This is a genomic window from Proteus sp. G2675 (assembly GCF_963886535.1).
Lineage (GTDB): Bacteria > Pseudomonadota > Gammaproteobacteria > Enterobacterales > Enterobacteriaceae > Proteus > Proteus mirabilis.
Map to the genome: position 1 here is coordinate 137,983 of NZ_CAWPCB010000052.1, position 15,607 is coordinate 153,589.

Sequence of the window (15,607 nt, forward strand, 5' to 3'; positions counted from 1 at the left end):
TGTGCTTTTTGTGTGCTGTTTATAAACATTTTGAAATGGTTTTCCAAAATTGTTTATTTTTTAGAATAAAATTAAATATAGAAATATTCATATGTTAATGATTATTTTTCCTGCTTTCTATTTTTTATAAAATAGATGATTTAAATCAATGAGGTTATTTTTATTTACATTTAAAACATTATTTTAACTTTATAATATTTTGATTTATATATAAAAAATAAATTTTGTGACTTGGCTAAAAAATCACTTAAAAGCCTATAGAAATAAAAAAATATGATTATTTATTAATGGTCTTCTACTGTTTGATAAAATAGTTATCTCATTATTTTATCAATAACAGAAATATTGTTTATATTTGGTACAATATTCCTGTTAATAAAATCATAAAATATTTTATTTCTAGTGAATATAAAAACTTCATTTTGATTAAAATAACAACGAAATTATTTTTTGGACAAAAAATATAATAATAGAGAATATTTTTATTCATATATTAATATATAAAATCTTTATTTATTTATATTAAATAGCAGAAAAAGACAACCGCAAAAGACCACATTAATACTGTGGCCTTTTGCGGTTGTTTCTTATCCTAATAGGATTAAGCTTTTGTCCAACCTTTGCGAATAGGATATGCAAAGCAGAGTTGATAAAGCTGGTGGATCGCTTTTTGTAACTTTTTCCCGCCTTGTGACCAAAGTATTTGGCTTAATGCACAAGAGAGGAGAGCAACAATAAATGCACCAACCATATCTATTGGCCAATGGACGCCAAGATAGATACGAGCCCAAGCAATCGCAAGACCTAAAATAAGCATCAGCATGCCAATGCGTTTACTGTTATGCCAAAAAAGATAAGCCAGTGCGATAGTAAACACGAAAGTACCATGATTACTAGGGAAGGAAGGCGTTGCCTCATGATCAAGGAAGTTATAACCGATATTGGCTGCAAAAGGGCGATCATGGGGAGCTATCATACCGATAAACCAAGAGATAGAGAGGGCAATAATCAGAGCGACCCCAGCCTTACAAGCTAAAGTCCTTTGCTGATCAATATGCTTTTCATTTCCCCATAGCCAATAGAAAGCTAAAGACAGAGGGAACAAGTAAACCAAGTATTTAGCAATAAAGATCGCGACATTAATCTCTAAAGGGGAGGCCGAAGGGGTTGCATTCATCAATGAAAATACGGCTAAATTGAGTTGTTCCAGCAAAGTAAGCTCCATATATATCGTGCTGATAGGCAATGTTTATGGTACATAATCAGTCAATCCCACAAGGTTAAATGAGGCTGTGCGCAGGGTAAAGAGTAATTTTCTTATTTAATTGTGCTTTTTTTCAAGAATTGTCAGTTTTTTTTCGCTGACTGACTGAATTGACTAAAAAAACACTTTACCCTTGAGTAATTGCACTTTTTTATCTATCACCCATATGTTTAAAGGTATTAATCAATGTGGTTTCAAAAAGAGATTTTACTTCAAGCAAAACCGAGAGGATTTCATTTAATCACACAGGCACTGTTGCAAGAATTACCCGAACTCAGACAATACAAAATAGGTATTGCTCATTTTTTTATTCAACATACTTCTGCGTCATTAACCATTAATGAAAACGCCGATCCGACTGTACGTAGTGATTTTGAAAGTTTCTTTAATCGCTGTGTGAAAGAGCATGAAGCTTATTACCTTCACACTTATGAAGGCAGTGATGATATGCCTGCCCATCTTAAAAGTAGTTTACTTGGTCAGAGTGTGTCGGTGCCTATTTGCCAAGGGGAATTAAATTTAGGTACATGGCAGGGGATTTATTTAGGTGAACATAGAAATCACGGTGGGCGTCGACGTATTGTGGTGACATTACAAGGAGAGTGTTACTGAATTTTAGGCAATAAAAAACCCGACAGTTATTTCACCAAAAGGGGTTGAAACTATCGGGCTCCTCAATATTTGGGGACATCAAAGAAAAGCAGTGGCACTAATTCAGACTACGAGTTAAAAAGAAAGTTCGCCAATTAATGAAAAAAATTAGAAATATTTTTAGTAAGTGGTCTGAAAAGGGAAAAAACAACGGAGAAAGTAGTAGGTAAAAAAGAATGAAAACGCTAAAACACATTGATAAATAAAGTATTTTAGCGTTTTAAAAATTAGTTATAGATGCCTAAATGCTCTTTCGCATAAGCTTCAAAATCTGTGCAGCCACCAATGTGTTTTTCATCAATAAAAATTTGTGGCACAGTTTCAACTGGTTTACCGACAGTTTTTGATAAGTCTGCTTTGGTAATACCTTCAGCTTGAATATCCACATAGCGGAAATCAAAGTCATCACGTTTTTCAGACAAGGTTTCAGCAAGTTGTTTAGCTCGGACACAATATGGGCAACCAGGACGACCAAAAATTACAACAAACATACGACACTCCTTATTGAGGAAATAAATTCAGGCATAATAGTCTTTATTTGTGAATACTATGCCTTTTTATTCGAATAAACAAAAACAGTTATTGCCTTTTAGTGTAATAAATTATATCAATTTGCTGAATGATGATATAGGACTAGTGCAAGGTGATGAACGGAGACAACATGGAAAAGCCCTCTAAACGGGATATGAAAACACTATCAGATATGCCAAAGCCAATTATTATTATTGAACTAATTGGTATTGTGCTATTGGTTATCGCTTACTTATATATTAATCAATATATGACTTCACCGGAATGGTTAACAACCTATACAGGGCAATTGACCTTGGTTGTTTTAGGGGTGCTTTGTATGATCCCACCTGCAATACATATCGTTTGGCGAGCGATCTATCGTTTAACCTTCTTAGGTATTGATACTAAGGCAACTGAAAATAAAAAGAAAAAGCCACATAACGAAAAATAAATACGCTTTTATATGATGATGATTGAAAGAGGCTAGGTGACTTAGCCTCTTTGTCACTTGACTTTATTTGAGGCGTTTTTCTATTTATTACTGCCTTCTGGTGAAAAAAAGTGGCAAAATAACATCAATGCAGAAAAGCACTCTTATTTTTAGCGCGTAAAGGTTATTTAATGGACGCTGTTGTTACTATCGATCTGGATCAGCTGAAATCTTGGCTGGATGAATTACAGATTGCTTTCTATGAATGTGACTCTTGTCAGGCGTTACATTTACCTCATCTTCAATATATCAATGGTATTTTTGATGCTAAAATTGATGTGCTTGATGATGTGCTTGTTTTTACCGCTATTGCTGAATTAAAACCATCAGCGATAGTGCCTGTTATGGCAAATCTTAGTCAAATTAATGCAAGTTCCCTATTTATTAAGACGTTCCTAGAAATTAGCGATGAAAACTTACCGAAATTAGTTTTGAGCCAATCTTTACCTATTGCTGTGGGACTATCATTTAATCAGTTCGATCTGTTTTTACATAAGGCTGAAGAGCAGTCAGCAGAAGTGATCAGTGAGATCTTTAATAATGATTTTCTGTATGGCGAAAGACAAGAAAATGAAGAAGATGAAGATCTAGACATAACATCATCATCAACAGACTCTTCATATACTGTACATTAATTACTATCTATAACGGTCACAAAATCTTATGCAATGCGCACGCTCCAGTGCGGGTGATTGCCACTCTTGTGAGTGGCTTTCTCTTGCTTATTCCGAACAAATTAATCAAAAACAACATAATCTATTAGACTTATTGCCCAAAAACTACGCGTTTACTCAATTAGCGCCGGTAGAAAGCCAACAAGTTCAATTTCGTAATAAAGCGAAAATGGTGGTAAGTGGTAGTGTCGAAAAACCGATTTTAGGGTTACGTAAACCAGAGGGGGAAGGTGTTGATTTATGCCAATGCCCACTCTATCCCGCTTCCTTTGAACCGGTTTTCCCAATATTAAAAACCTTTATTGCCAAAGCAGGATTAGTGCCTTATAACGTGGAACGTCGTCGAGGCGAGCTAAAATTTATTTTATTAACAGAAAGTCGCCACAATCACAGCATGATGCTACGTTTTGTGCTGCGCTCAGAAAAAAAGCTGGCGCAACTTCGCCAAGCATTACCATGGTTACAGGCTCAATTACCCCAATTAGCCGTTATTTCGGTGAATATCCAACCTGTCCATATGGCGATATTGGAAGGTGAGCAAGAAATTGTATTAACAGAGAAAACCTTTTTAGATGAATATTTTAATGAGATTCCGTTACATATTCGCCCGAAAGGTTTTTTTCAAACCAATCCCGATGTTGCCGCGTCACTGTATGCAACGGCAGGGCATTGGGTCAAAGAGTTGCAGATAAACCGGTTATGGGATCTCTTTTGTGGCTCAGGGGGGTTTGGCTTACATTGCGCACAAAAAAACACAGAATTAATAGGCATTGAGATTAGCCCAGAAGCAATTGAATGTGCACGTTTATCCGCCAATGAATTAGGGTTAGAGCATGTAGAGTTTCAAGCGCTGGACTCTACTGGTTTTGCTTTAGCAAAAGAGTCTGTTCCTGAATTAGTACTGGTTAATCCGCCACGACGAGGTATTGGCGAAACGTTATGCGACTATTTAAATAGTATGAAGCCTCGTTTTATCCTCTATTCCAGTTGTAATGCTCAAACGATGGCAAAAGATATACAACAACTTTCTCATTATCGTATCGATAGAGTGCAACTGTTTGATATGTTCCCTCATACTGCTCATTATGAAGTGTTGACGCTCTTGGTTTTACAACAAAGTTAAACGCTCATTTAATCGCAATAACATGTTATTGTCGTTAACGCTTGATAATTTTAACTGCACAACTTAATAACCCCCAAAGCGGTTGTTCAACTTTGGGGGTTAATTTTAAAGCAAAAAACGTGGTGTAATGATTTAAGTTGCACTAATCACGATGTTCAAAAGCTAAGGCTTTCTTCTCAATTAATCTCATTAACAGTGTCAGTATTCCATTGATAGCTAAATAAATAATGCCTGCAGCAACAAATACCATCACATCATAATTTTGCCCAAAGACTTGTCGGCTATAACCGGTTAGCTCAAGTAAAGTGATAGTGCTAGCAAGAGAAGTACTCTTGAAAATCAGCACCACTTCATTGGAATAAGAAGAAAGGGCGCGTTTAAAAGCATAAGGTAAGATGACATTCGCTGTTTGTAATGGCGACATACCTAAAGCTTGGCAGGATTGCCATTGTCCAGCAGGTATCGCCCTGACTGCACCGTGGAAAAGGAGTGTTGAATAAGCCGCACTATTTAATGCTAATGTCACCATGGCGCAAAACCAAGGTGTGGATAATAATTCCCACAACAGAGGATATTCTTTTAATGAGGGGAATTGTCCTGGTCCATAATAGATTAAGAAAAATTGTACCAACAAAGGTGTGCCAGTAAACAATGTAATATAGACTTTTACGATAGGTGAAATAACAGGGACTTTTAATGCCAAAATAAAAGTCATTAATACCGATAACGTAAAGGCGACTAGGAGCGCAACAAAAGTCAGTGATAAACTGGTCGGTAAGCCTGGTAAAATATCAACAATATAATCCCACATTATGAGGCACTCCGTTCAAATCGGGTCGTTCTCATCTCTAACCATTTCAGAATATATTGGCTGACTAATGTAATGGCTAAATAGATAAGTGCCACAATGCTATACCAAGTAAAAGGCTCTTGAGTACGATTGGCAATACTCTGGGTTTGTAGCATTAAATCATTAACGCTAATTAATGAGACTAAAGCGGTATCTTTTAAGAGCACTAACCACTGATTACCGAGTCCGGGTAACGCGTGACGCCACATTTGAGGCATGATAAAGCGGAAAAAAATGGTGATTTTTCCCATACCCAATGCCTGTCCTGCTTCCCACTGTCCGGTTGGCACGGCTTTTAATGCACCACGTAAAGTTTGTGAAGCGTAAGACGCATACAGAAGTGAAAGGGCGATAACACCACAATAGAAAGGTAAAGATTCAGTATCACCAAAGTCAAATTGTAAGGTGAAAGGACCTAATTCAATACCATCCATGAGCATCATGACACCTTGTAAGGTGCCATAATAGACAAAAAGAACCACCAGCATTTCTGGCAGTCCTCTAATTAGTGTTACCCAGCAAGTTCCTAGAAAAGCAAAGGCTTTCCACTTTGCGGATTCCCACGCAGTAAACAGCATGGCTAGAACTAATCCGATAATAAGAGCAGAAATAGCAAGTGTGACCGTAGTCACGGTCGCACCTGCTAGCGTTGTTATTTCATTCATTTATTAAGCTATTGTTGTTATTAACTATAATTATTCAAACCATTTTTTATAAATGACATCATAGGTGCCATCGGCTTTTACTTCAGATAATGCTTTGTTTAATTTATCTTGTAAATCAGCATTACCTTTTCTTACTGCAATAGCAAGGCCTGTACCAAAATAGTTAGGATCAGTGACCTTATCACCAACAATACCTAATTCAGGATTCTTTTTCAGCCATTCATTAACCACAGCGGTATCACCAAAGATAGCCTCGATACGACCATTTTTTAGGTCTAACACGGCATTTTGGTAACTGTCATAAGGCACCGTTTTCATCTCTTTATGTTGTTCATTGATGAATTTCTGATGGGTTGTCCCATTTTGGACACCAATTTGCTTGCCTTTTAAGCTTGCAACATCGGAAATTTTACCTGTAACGGTGATAAAGACCGCTGAGTTGTCATAGTAAGAATCAGTAAAATCTACCTGTTTTTGACGTTCAGGCGTAATATCAATCCCCGCCATTAATGCGTCAAAACGACGGAATTTTAAGCTAGGAATTAAGCTATCAAATGATTGATTGGTAAAAGTACATTCAGCATTAATTTTTTCACACATGGCATTTGCTAAATCTACATCAAAACCAACGATTTGATTGTTTGCATCAATCATTTCAAATGGAGGATAAGTTGCCTCAGTAGCAAAACGAATAGTCTCTTTATCAGCCGCTGTTGCAGAAAGTGTAATACTGGTCAGAAGTGCTGCAAATAATATTTTTTTCATTGTCAGATCCCGATTTAGTGTGACAAGTAATTAGCAAAAGCTTCCGTTTGAGGGGCAGTGAAATGATGATTATCACCTTGCTCTATAATACGGCCGTTTTCCATATATACAACTTTGCTTGCGGCTTTGCGCGCAATTTCAACTTCATGGGTCACAATAACTTGTGTGATCCCTGTTTCAGAAAGCTCTTTTATGATATCAACAACTTGAGCCGTAATTTCTGGATCAAGTGCTGCCGTTGGTTCATCAAATAACAGTACCTGAGGCTCCATCATTAATGCTCTTGCAATGGCAACACGCTGCTGTTGTCCACCGGATAAATGCAGTGGAAAACGTTGTGCATAATCACTTAAACGTAAACGCTCAAGTAATTTCATCGCTTTTTCTTTAGCTTGCGGTTTTGCCAAACCTAATACACGACAAGGTGCTTCAATTAAATTATCAAGAACCGTTAAGTGTGGCCATAAATTATATTGCTGAAAAACCATGCCAACATTTTGGCGTAATGTACGAATCGCTTTTGCATTCGGTTGCTGGCCAAAATCAAAATGTAGACCAGCAATGTCTAATTCACCAGAACGAGGCATTTCTAATAAGTTTAGAACCCGCATTAGAGAGCTCTTACCCGCACCACTTGGTCCTAACAGAACCATTGTTTCACCAGCAGAACATTCTAGATTAATATCATAGAGTGCTTGGTGCGAACCGTAGAAACAATTTATATTTTTTAATTGAATACTCATGCGTTTTTTTTGAATAGTCATTAACTGTTTCAAATGATAAAACGATGAGAATAATTATGCAACTAATAGTGCATAAAAAATTGCTTTTTTTACTTAAAAATGGATATTAGGACGATTGCTCGGGCTTTTTAGGTGAATTTTTATCCAATCTATAGGCGCAAGTTGAGATGGTTTGAGCCATACCTTTAAAAATAAATAAATGGGCTGGCATCATGGCAAACCAATAGAGTAAACCACTAAAACCAGCAGGATGCCACCAAGCACGGACATCTAATGAGCGTAGGTTACCACTATCGTGAATAGTAAAAGAGAGGCGTCCCAAACCGGGGGCTTTCATACCGAAGAGTAAAGTCAGTTGTTTTTCAGGCTCTAACTTTATTACCCGCCAACCATCAATCATATCACCTAGCGCTAGCGTTTCACGCTGAGGGCGCCCATAAGTGACTTTGTTGCCGACAAGATCATCTAATAAAGCACGCGTTTTCCATAATGCATTACCATAAAAATAACCTTGTTCACCACCAATTTGCTGAACAACATGCCAAAGTGCTGCCGCACTTGCTGGTGTTGACACTGTACATCCGGCATTTTTGGGATAATAGCCATAGCCGGGTTTCCAACGGTTACGTACTTCAGGAGAGTAACCCCAATCTTGATCATCTAAAGCCGCTTCTTCATCTGCGAGTGTTTCTCTGACTGCGTCATCAAAAGAAATTAACTTTTGTGGGATCAGTTTGCGTAAAGAGGCATCTTTAGCGGGAAGATCGTATTTAAGCCCTTGGATAAGCTCCTTGGCGATTGAAGTCGGTACTGAAGTTATTAGGCTAATAAACCCAGCAGAAATAATACTGGCGGGGATCGGCAAAGGGATCAGTAATCGTTTTTTGCCGGAGATATTAATAAAGCGCTCAAAAAGTGTTTGATAGCTAATATATTCAGGGCCACCGGCATCAAAAATGCGGTGTTGATGGGTTGGGTGATGAATAATTTCTGTTAAATAGTAAATTAAATTTTTTAACGCAATAGGGGATGATTTTGAACGCACCCAACGCGGCGGGGTTAATATCGGTAAGTTATATACCATATCTCGCATGATCTCAAAAGCGGCCGAGCCGGGGCCGACAATCATAGAGGTGCGGATTTCCGTCACAGGAATAGAGCTGGTTCTAAGTACTTCTCCCGTAAGCTTGCGGGCAACAAGATGGGGAGAGTAGGGTTGATCTTTATGTTGGAGCGCACTTAAAAAAATAATTTGTTTAACGTCACTCTCTTCTAAAGCATCGACGACGTTCAATGCCGCTTGGCGCTCTTGTTCGATAAGGTTATGGGCATCTCCCATACTGTGTACAAGGTAATACACAATATCCGTATTACGGATGACATCTCGTAATGTTTTGGGATCGTGTAAATCAACAAATACACAGCGTGTATTTTGCCACCCTTGCGACATCATCCAATCGACTCTACGAGCTCCGGCGGTGACTTGATGGCCTTGTGCTATTAAGGCAGGAATAAGATTTTGTCCAATATGTCCACTGGCACCTAATACCAATACACGCTGTTGATTCATCGTTAACCCACTGTAAGAAAAGACGTAATAATACTATTGTTACAAAATTTTCTATGAAGTAAAGAACGCCATTAAGATTGGTGTGACCAAACTTAATACGAAACCATGCACAATTGCAGCAGGAACTATGGCAACCCCTCCACTGCGTTGTAATACAGGTAGCGTAAAGTCCATAGAAGTTGAACCACAAATACCTAATGCCGTATTTCTATAACGATTAACAATAATGGGGATTAGCATGATAGCGGCTAATTCACGCATTAAGTCATTAAAGAAAGCGGTACTACCAATTACCGGGCCAAACGCATCGGTTAATACGATCCCCGATAAAGAATACCAACCATAACCAGAGGCTATCGCTAATCCCATTTTTGTGGGTAATCCGAGTAAATAAGCCGCTAATGCACCACCTGCAAGGGCACTTATTGCCATCACTATTGCAATGGTAGTACCGCGACGATTAATTAAGATCTGCTTTGGACTCATGCCACTATTACGTAATTGTAGACCAACAAGCCATAATAAAAAGATAAGTGCGCCTTGGCTGGCTTGAGATGCATAACTAAAAATTGACCATCCAGTTAAACCGACAAAAAAACCTACTACCACTACACCACAAAGTTGTAGTGATTCGAGTACCATTTTGATACGTGAAGGGGGCTTAGCTTGTTTATGTGCAGGGACATGCCAAGGATCTTTTTTATCCAGCAACCATAAAAACAGCAGATTGGCACCAAAAGTACAGACAAAGAAGACACTGGCATAGGCAAGGATAGAAAATAAATTTTCACCAATATTATCTAACATGGCTAAGCTAACCCCCATTAAAAAGAGGATCACATAGACCATTGCACTAAGTAAACGGTTAGCCAATTGAAGCAAAGGGCGATTGTTTAACTTAATCAAATACCCTATAAACAGGGGCAATAGGATAATCAATAACCCTGATAGCATTTCTATTCCTTACTGAGTGTTGTCAAAATTATAAAATAAACTAATAACGCGAATTGCATTATAACATTTGCTAATAGTTATGTGGATATAGAAACCGCGATAAGTTGAAAATTTTTATTACAGAAGAAGAGCCTAGCACGATCTGATTAATATAGCCTTAATTGTTTGAAAAATGAGCTAATTAGTTATGTGTCGAATAGTTGAGTAAATTTTATTACGCTCATGAGGAACTGTGTTTTAATAAAAATAAGTCATTAAGTAAAATTATTATCAGAAAGCGTATAAAGTTGATAGAGATGCAATAGATGAACCATAACAACTGAGTTGCGACCTGAGAGGGAATTTATGTATTTAGAAAGAGTGGAAATAGCAGGATTTCGGGGGCTTAATCGTCTTTCTCTCCCCCTTGATATGAATACGGTTTTGGTTGGTGAAAATGCATGGGGTAAAACTTCATTACTTGATGCGTTAACCTTGAGTTTGGGTATCGAAACTTATCAATATGCTTTTACAGCAGAAGATTTTCATCGTTTACCTAATGAGCCAGAAAACAGTAAAAAAAACCTACAAATTATTCTAACTTTTACTGAATCACGTCCTGGTCGTCATCGCTCGTATCGTTTTCGTAAATTAGCACCCGTATGGATAGCTAATGGGGACGCTCGTAAGCATATTTATTACCGTATTAGTGCAGAATTAGATGAGCAGCAAAATGTCAAAACCTTTCGTTATTTTCTGGATAAAGAAGGTAAACAGATCCGTTTAGCGAATGGACAGACCAAAGCGATTATTGCTGAAATTGTGCGCCTTTATCCAGTATTGCGTTTACAGGATGCGCGTTTTATACCTAATTTAACAACAGAAGTTATTGACCCTCATAACGAGCCTCGTCGTGAAGCATTTAATAATAAGATGAGTGAATTAACGAAAGCATTAATTAATAACCCAGACAATTTATCAGATGAAGATTTACGTGAAGGGTTAGATGCAATGCAACAGTTATTAGGACACTATTTTGCTGATCACGGTGCGCTACTGTTTAAATCTCATTTGAAACATCGCAAAGTCAGTGAGCCACATATTCGAGGATGGCATGCACTAGAAAATATTAATAAGATTTTAGCGAAACCTAATCAGCGCAATATTCGTTTAATTATCTTAGGTATGTTCTCTTCTATTTTACAGTCACGAGGCAGTGTTGAACTTGATCCTTATGCAAGACCGATAGTGATTGTAGAAAACCCCGAAACTCGCTTACACCCAATTATGCTTTCTGTGGCATGGGGATTATTAAATCTCTTTTCTTTGCAACGCATTACGACAACTAATTCAGGGGAGTTACTCTCCTTAGCGCCACTACAAAGTGTTTGTCGATTAGTACGTGATACAGATAAAGTTGCCGCTTATCGACTTGGCGACAAACAACTTCATGCAGAAGAAGAGCGTCGTATCTCTTTTCATATTCGTTATAACCGACCTTCTGCACTCTTTGCTCGTTGTTGGTTATTGGTCGAAGGGGAAACGGAAATCTGGCTAATGAACGAATTAGCCAGACAATGTAACTACTTCTTTGAATCTGAAGGGATCAAAGTCATTGAGTTTGCGCAGTGCGGACTTAAGCCACTGTTAAAGTATGCTACCTATATGGGTATAGAATGGCATACGTTGGTTGATGGCGATGAGGCGGGTAAAAAATACGCCGCCACCGTTAAAGAATTTGCCGCAAAAAGAAATGATGCGGAGCGTGACCGATTAACACGGTTGCCAGCATTAGATATGGAACACTATTTATATAAAGAAGGTTTTCGCAATGTCTATCATGAGGTTGCTGGTGTTCCTGATAATGAAAAATGGCCAGTAAGACGTGTGATCATAAAAGCGATACAACGTTCATCAAAGCCTGATCTTGCCTTAACGGTTGCTAATAATGCTGCACAACGAGGTATTGATGCTATTCCTACTTTATTAAAGGTGATGTTTTCTCGGGTAGCATGGCTTGCGAGAGGAAAAGCCAATTAAGTCATTTTTCTATGCTTCTATTTATAGGGGCATAGATATCTTATTGTGTTTTTATTATCGAAAAAGTTAAGGGTGATTTTAGGTTATTACCAACAGGACTTTATTTTTTATTTCACTCTTATTGTATAAGAAGGATATTTCATGGCTTTTTTCCTAACTAAAAAGCAAGGGAAGATTATAGCTGCTATTTTGATTTTTATTGCCATAGGCTTATTTTTTTTCTGGCCGAAAGAGCATTTACCTAGTTATCAAACACAAAAAATTACTCGTGGGGAGCTTTCCAAAGAAGTCACAGCAACGGGCAAATTAGATGCGGTACGTAAAGTCGATGTTGGTGCGCAGGTGAGTGGTCAGCTACAAACCTTATATGTAAAAGAAGGGGATGTAGTAAAAAAAGGCGATCTGCTGGCGATTATTGATCCGAAAAAAGCACAAAATGAGGTCGCGGAATCTCAAGAAACGAATAATGAACTGATGGCTAATTTACAGCAAGCTAAAGCCGAATTACGTTTGGCGCAATTGACTTATCAACGTCAATTAAAGCTGATTGGCACACATGTTATAGCCCAAGAAGAGCTTGATCGCACTAAAACAGACGTTGAAGTCAAAAAAGCGCGAGTGGCGACTTATGAAGCACAAATTAGAAAAAATCAGGCAACACTGGATACCGCAAGAACTAATTTGCAATATACCCGTATTACTGCGCCGATGGATGGTGTGGTCACTTTTATCAAAACCCTTGAAGGGCAGACAGTCATTGCAGCTCAAGAAGCACCAACCATATTAACATTAGCTGATTTAGATACCATGTTAGTAAAAGCCGAAGTTTCTGAGGCGGATGTTATCTATTTAAAACCCGATCTTAAAGCCTCTTTTACTGTGTTAGGAGCACCAGACAAAGCCTTCAATGGTAAGTTAAAAGATATTTTACCTACACCTGAAAAAATCAATGATGCGATTTTTTACTATGCACGTTTTGAAGTCCCCAATGAACAACATTTGTTGCGTTTACAAATGACAGCACAAGTTAAAATTCTCCTTGAGCATAAAAAAGATATTCTCTTAGTGCCATTATCAGCATTAGGGGAGGATGTGGGCATAAATGAATATCAAGTAGAGGTTCTCGTCAATGGGCAGCCTGAAAAACGCGTAGTTAAAATCGGTATTCGTACAGATGTTTATGCAGAAGTCATTAGTGGATTAAATGAAAATGATGACGTGATCCTCGGTGAGATTGCAGGAGAGTCATAATGTCTGCATTACTAGAGCTCAACAACGTAAGCCGTTTATATACCAATGGTGAAGAAGACACGCTGGTACTGGATCAGATTTCACTGACGATTAATGCTGGGGAAATGGTCGCGATTATTGGTGCATCAGGCTCTGGAAAATCAACGCTAATGAACATATTAGGTTGCCTAGATAAGCCAAGCAGCGGTGAATATAAAGTGGCTGGGCAATGTGTTGCAGATATGGAAAGTGACCAACTGGCTGCGCTACGCCGTGAACATTTTGGCTTTATTTTTCAACGCTACCATTTGATGGCGCATTTAACTGCTGAGCAAAATGTGGAGATCCCCGCCATATATGCAGGTAAAAGTACAGAGCAAAGAAAAGAGCGCGCCCGTGCGCTATTAACTCGCCTTGGTTTAGCAGAGCGTATTCACTATCGGCCAAGTCAGCTTTCCGGAGGTCAACAGCAAAGAGTCAGTATTGCCCGCGCATTAATGAATGGTGGAGAAGTGATCCTCGCCGATGAGCCAACGGGGGCATTAGATAGCCAATCGGGTAAAGAGGTAATGGCTATCTTAAAGCAATTAAATCAACAAGGGCATACGGTGATTATTGTCACTCACGATCCATTAATTGCCCAACAAGCCGATCGTATTATTGAAATTAAAGATGGTCAAATTATTAGCGATAATAATAATCACCATTCTGCACCAGTGAAAAAGGTACCACCTGCGATCCAAACCGCCTCTTATTTTCAGCAAGTCATTGGACGTTTTACGCAGGCATTAAACATGGCTTGGCGAGCAATGGTGGTGAATAAAATTCGTACCTTGCTGACAATGTTGGGGATCATTATTGGCATTGCCTCTGTTGTCACCATTATTGTTATTGGTGATGCTGCCAAAGATAGGGTCTTAGCAGATATAAAAGCGATTGGCGCCAATACCATTGATATCTATCCGGGTAAGGAGCTTGGTAGTGATTCACCAGAAGATAAACAATCCTTAACCATTCAAGATGTTGATGCGTTAAAACAGCAATCTTATATACAATCAGTGACACCACAGATTTACTTTAGCTCTCGATTACGTCGTGGTAATCAAGATGCGCCGGCAACAGTTTCTGGTGTTAACGAGGATTATTTTTCAGTGTATGCGTTGAAATTTGCACAGGGGAGCACTTTTACGCCTGATATGATCCATCGCCAAGCGCAAGTAGTCGTTATTGATGAAAATACTCGTCATCGTTTTTTCCCGAATAAACAAGCGGTGATTGGCGAGCAAATTATTATTCGTAATATTCCTTCTACTATCATAGGTGTGGTTGCAGAGCAAAAATCCACTTTTGGTGATAATAAGTCATTACGTGTCTGGGTGCCTTACAGTACGCTAAGTAGTCGAATTTATAATCGTAGTTATTTAGATAACATCACGGTAAAAGTAAAAGAGGGCTATGATGCGAGTGTTGCTGAGCAACAAATTCTCCGCTTATTAACGATCCGGCATGGTAAAAAAGATATTTTTACTTATAACATTGATAGCTTTATTAAAGCGGCTGAAAAAACCACGCAAACTATGCAACTGTTTTTAACCTTGGTAGCGGTTATTTCGCTGGTGGTAGGGGGGATTGGCGTGATGAATATCATGTTGGTTTCTGTTACGGAAAGGACTCGGGAAATTGGTATTCGTATGGCGGTAGGCGCACGAGCCAGTGATGTTATGCAACAATTTTTAATTGAGTCAGTACTGGTGTGTTTGGTGGGAGGATTATTAGGTATTAGCCTTTCATTTGCGATTGCTATGTTTGCCAGCATGATGCTACCCAATTGGCATTTTGTGTTCCAGCCCACGGCACTGATAAGTGCTTTTGCTTGCTCTACAGCAATTGGGGTTATTTTTGGTTTTTTACCGGCGAGAAATGCGGCCAAAATGAACCCTATTGATGCCTTAGCGAGAGAGTAAAATAGCGGTAGTCTATAAAAGATCAAAAGCCCTATCTTTCAAAAGATAAGGGCTTTTATTGGTATGATAATGTGAGCGTCATTTTCTGTTTAAAGTGTGAAAATGGACGAAATAAGGGGCGAGAGCGGATAA

Annotated in this window: 15 protein-coding genes; 7 read left to right on the plus strand and 8 right to left on the minus strand. The window is 38.4% G+C overall.

Going from position 1 to position 15,607, the window contains the following annotated elements:
• Positions 1–601 precede the first annotated feature (601 nt).
• Positions 602–1,213: an undecaprenyl-diphosphate phosphatase gene (gene ybjG / locus AACQ49_RS16975; protein ID WP_004247606.1), complete on the minus strand. Its 612-nt coding sequence runs from the start codon at positions 1,211–1,213 to the stop codon at positions 602–604.
• Between the two features lie 237 nt (positions 1,214–1,450).
• On the opposite strand from ybjG, the gene AACQ49_RS16980 reads away from it, so the two are divergent.
• Complete coding sequence (locus AACQ49_RS16980) at positions 1,451–1,876, plus strand: secondary thiamine-phosphate synthase enzyme YjbQ (RefSeq protein ID WP_004252055.1); 426 nt, start codon at positions 1,451–1,453, stop codon at positions 1,874–1,876.
• A 266-nt stretch (positions 1,877–2,142) separates the two neighbouring features.
• Here AACQ49_RS16980 and AACQ49_RS16985 read toward each other — a convergent pair whose 3' ends face one another.
• Positions 2,143–2,406: a GrxA family glutaredoxin gene (locus tag AACQ49_RS16985; protein ID WP_004244541.1), complete on the minus strand. Its 264-nt coding sequence runs from the start codon at positions 2,404–2,406 to the stop codon at positions 2,143–2,145.
• A 170-nt stretch (positions 2,407–2,576) separates the two neighbouring features.
• On the opposite strand from AACQ49_RS16985, the gene AACQ49_RS16990 reads away from it, so the two are divergent.
• The 3 genes from AACQ49_RS16990 to rlmC all read left to right on the plus strand — a co-directional run bounded on the left by AACQ49_RS16990 (position 2,577) and on the right by rlmC (position 4,715).
• Positions 2,577–2,879 (plus strand): YbjC family protein, encoded by a 303-nt coding sequence (locus tag AACQ49_RS16990; protein WP_004247610.1) that lies wholly within the window; start codon positions 2,577–2,579, stop codon positions 2,877–2,879.
• A gap of 170 nt (positions 2,880–3,049) precedes the next feature.
• Positions 3,050–3,553: a YbjN domain-containing protein gene (locus AACQ49_RS16995; protein WP_004244546.1), complete on the plus strand. Its 504-nt coding sequence runs from the start codon at positions 3,050–3,052 to the stop codon at positions 3,551–3,553.
• 28 nt (positions 3,554–3,581) lie between these two features.
• The gene (rlmC, locus tag AACQ49_RS17000) at positions 3,582–4,715 is read left to right on the plus strand and encodes a 23S rRNA (uracil(747)-C(5))-methyltransferase RlmC (protein WP_036908225.1); all 1,134 of its coding nucleotides are present in this window, start codon (positions 3,582–3,584) and stop codon (positions 4,713–4,715) included.
• 142 nt (positions 4,716–4,857) lie between these two features.
• Here rlmC and artM read toward each other — a convergent pair whose 3' ends face one another.
• The 6 genes from artM to AACQ49_RS17030 form a co-directional block, all read right to left on the minus strand.
• The gene (artM, locus tag AACQ49_RS17005; protein WP_004244548.1) at positions 4,858–5,526 is read right to left on the minus strand and encodes an arginine ABC transporter permease ArtM; all 669 of its coding nucleotides are present in this window, start codon (positions 5,524–5,526) and stop codon (positions 4,858–4,860) included.
• On the minus strand, positions 5,526–6,230 hold the full coding sequence (gene artQ, locus AACQ49_RS17010; protein WP_004244549.1) for an arginine ABC transporter permease ArtQ: 705 nt from the start codon (positions 6,228–6,230) through the stop codon (positions 5,526–5,528). The genes artM and artQ overlap by 1 nt, the downstream gene beginning before the upstream one ends.
• Before the next feature lie 30 nt (positions 6,231–6,260).
• Positions 6,261–6,995, minus strand: a complete 735-nt coding sequence (gene artJ / locus AACQ49_RS17015; RefSeq protein WP_004244550.1) for an arginine ABC transporter substrate-binding protein — start codon at positions 6,993–6,995, stop codon at positions 6,261–6,263.
• Positions 6,996–7,009: 14 nt separating this feature from the next.
• Positions 7,010–7,738 (minus strand): arginine ABC transporter ATP-binding protein ArtP, encoded by a 729-nt coding sequence (artP, locus tag AACQ49_RS17020; protein ID WP_012367698.1) that lies wholly within the window; start codon positions 7,736–7,738, stop codon positions 7,010–7,012.
• Between the two features lie 106 nt (positions 7,739–7,844).
• On the minus strand, positions 7,845–9,308 hold the full coding sequence (locus tag AACQ49_RS17025; protein WP_036971351.1) for a DUF2867 domain-containing protein: 1,464 nt from the start codon (positions 9,306–9,308) through the stop codon (positions 7,845–7,847).
• A 51-nt stretch (positions 9,309–9,359) separates the two neighbouring features.
• Positions 9,360–10,262 carry a lysine exporter LysO family protein gene (locus tag AACQ49_RS17030; protein WP_088206713.1) on the minus strand — a complete coding sequence of 301 codons (903 nt, stop codon included), beginning with the start codon at positions 10,260–10,262 and terminating at the stop codon, positions 9,360–9,362.
• Between the two features lie 345 nt (positions 10,263–10,607).
• Between AACQ49_RS17030 and AACQ49_RS17035 the strand changes: the two genes are divergently transcribed.
• The 3 genes from AACQ49_RS17035 (at position 10,608) to macB (ending at position 15,475) form a co-directional block, all read left to right on the plus strand.
• Positions 10,608–12,281, plus strand: a complete 1,674-nt coding sequence (locus tag AACQ49_RS17035; RefSeq protein WP_020945404.1) for an ATP-dependent nuclease — start codon at positions 10,608–10,610, stop codon at positions 12,279–12,281.
• A 141-nt stretch (positions 12,282–12,422) separates the two neighbouring features.
• Entirely contained in the window at positions 12,423–13,532 is a 1,110-nt protein-coding gene (gene macA / locus AACQ49_RS17040; RefSeq protein WP_004247613.1) for a macrolide transporter subunit MacA, read from the plus strand.
• Positions 13,532–15,475 carry a macrolide ABC transporter ATP-binding protein/permease MacB gene (gene macB, locus AACQ49_RS17045; protein WP_036908221.1) on the plus strand — a complete coding sequence of 648 codons (1,944 nt, stop codon included), beginning with the start codon at positions 13,532–13,534 and terminating at the stop codon, positions 15,473–15,475. The genes macA and macB overlap by 1 nt, the downstream gene beginning before the upstream one ends.
• The last annotated feature ends 132 nt before the right edge of the window (positions 15,476–15,607 follow it).

What these genes read in the sequence shown, in the direction of transcription:
- artJ (WP_004244550.1), bottom strand. Translation starts at nt 6,995, where the DNA reads ATGAAAAAAATATTATTTGCAGCACTTCTGACCAGTATTACACTTTCT.
- AACQ49_RS17030 (WP_088206713.1), bottom strand. Translation starts at nt 10,262, where the DNA reads ATGCTATCAGGGTTATTGATTATCCTATTGCCCCTGTTTATAGGGTAT.
- artM (WP_004244548.1), bottom strand. Translation starts at nt 5,526, where the DNA reads ATGTGGGATTATATTGTTGATATTTTACCAGGCTTACCGACCAGTTTA.
- AACQ49_RS16985 (WP_004244541.1), bottom strand. Translation starts at nt 2,406, where the DNA reads ATGTTTGTTGTAATTTTTGGTCGTCCTGGTTGCCCATATTGTGTCCGA.
- AACQ49_RS17025 (WP_036971351.1), bottom strand. Translation starts at nt 9,308, where the DNA reads ATGAATCAACAGCGTGTATTGGTATTAGGTGCCAGTGGACATATTGGA.
- AACQ49_RS17035 (WP_020945404.1), top strand. Translation starts at nt 10,608, where the DNA reads ATGTATTTAGAAAGAGTGGAAATAGCAGGATTTCGGGGGCTTAATCGT.
- macB (WP_036908221.1), top strand. Translation starts at nt 13,532, where the DNA reads ATGTCTGCATTACTAGAGCTCAACAACGTAAGCCGTTTATATACCAAT.
- macA (WP_004247613.1), top strand. Translation starts at nt 12,423, where the DNA reads ATGGCTTTTTTCCTAACTAAAAAGCAAGGGAAGATTATAGCTGCTATT.
- AACQ49_RS16980 (WP_004252055.1), top strand. Translation starts at nt 1,451, where the DNA reads ATGTGGTTTCAAAAAGAGATTTTACTTCAAGCAAAACCGAGAGGATTT.
- rlmC (WP_036908225.1), top strand. Translation starts at nt 3,582, where the DNA reads ATGCAATGCGCACGCTCCAGTGCGGGTGATTGCCACTCTTGTGAGTGG.
- AACQ49_RS16990 (WP_004247610.1), top strand. Translation starts at nt 2,577, where the DNA reads ATGGAAAAGCCCTCTAAACGGGATATGAAAACACTATCAGATATGCCA.
- artQ (WP_004244549.1), bottom strand. Translation starts at nt 6,230, where the DNA reads ATGAATGAAATAACAACGCTAGCAGGTGCGACCGTGACTACGGTCACA.
- artP (WP_012367698.1), bottom strand. Translation starts at nt 7,738, where the DNA reads ATGAGTATTCAATTAAAAAATATAAATTGTTTCTACGGTTCGCACCAA.
- AACQ49_RS16995 (WP_004244546.1), top strand. Translation starts at nt 3,050, where the DNA reads ATGGACGCTGTTGTTACTATCGATCTGGATCAGCTGAAATCTTGGCTG.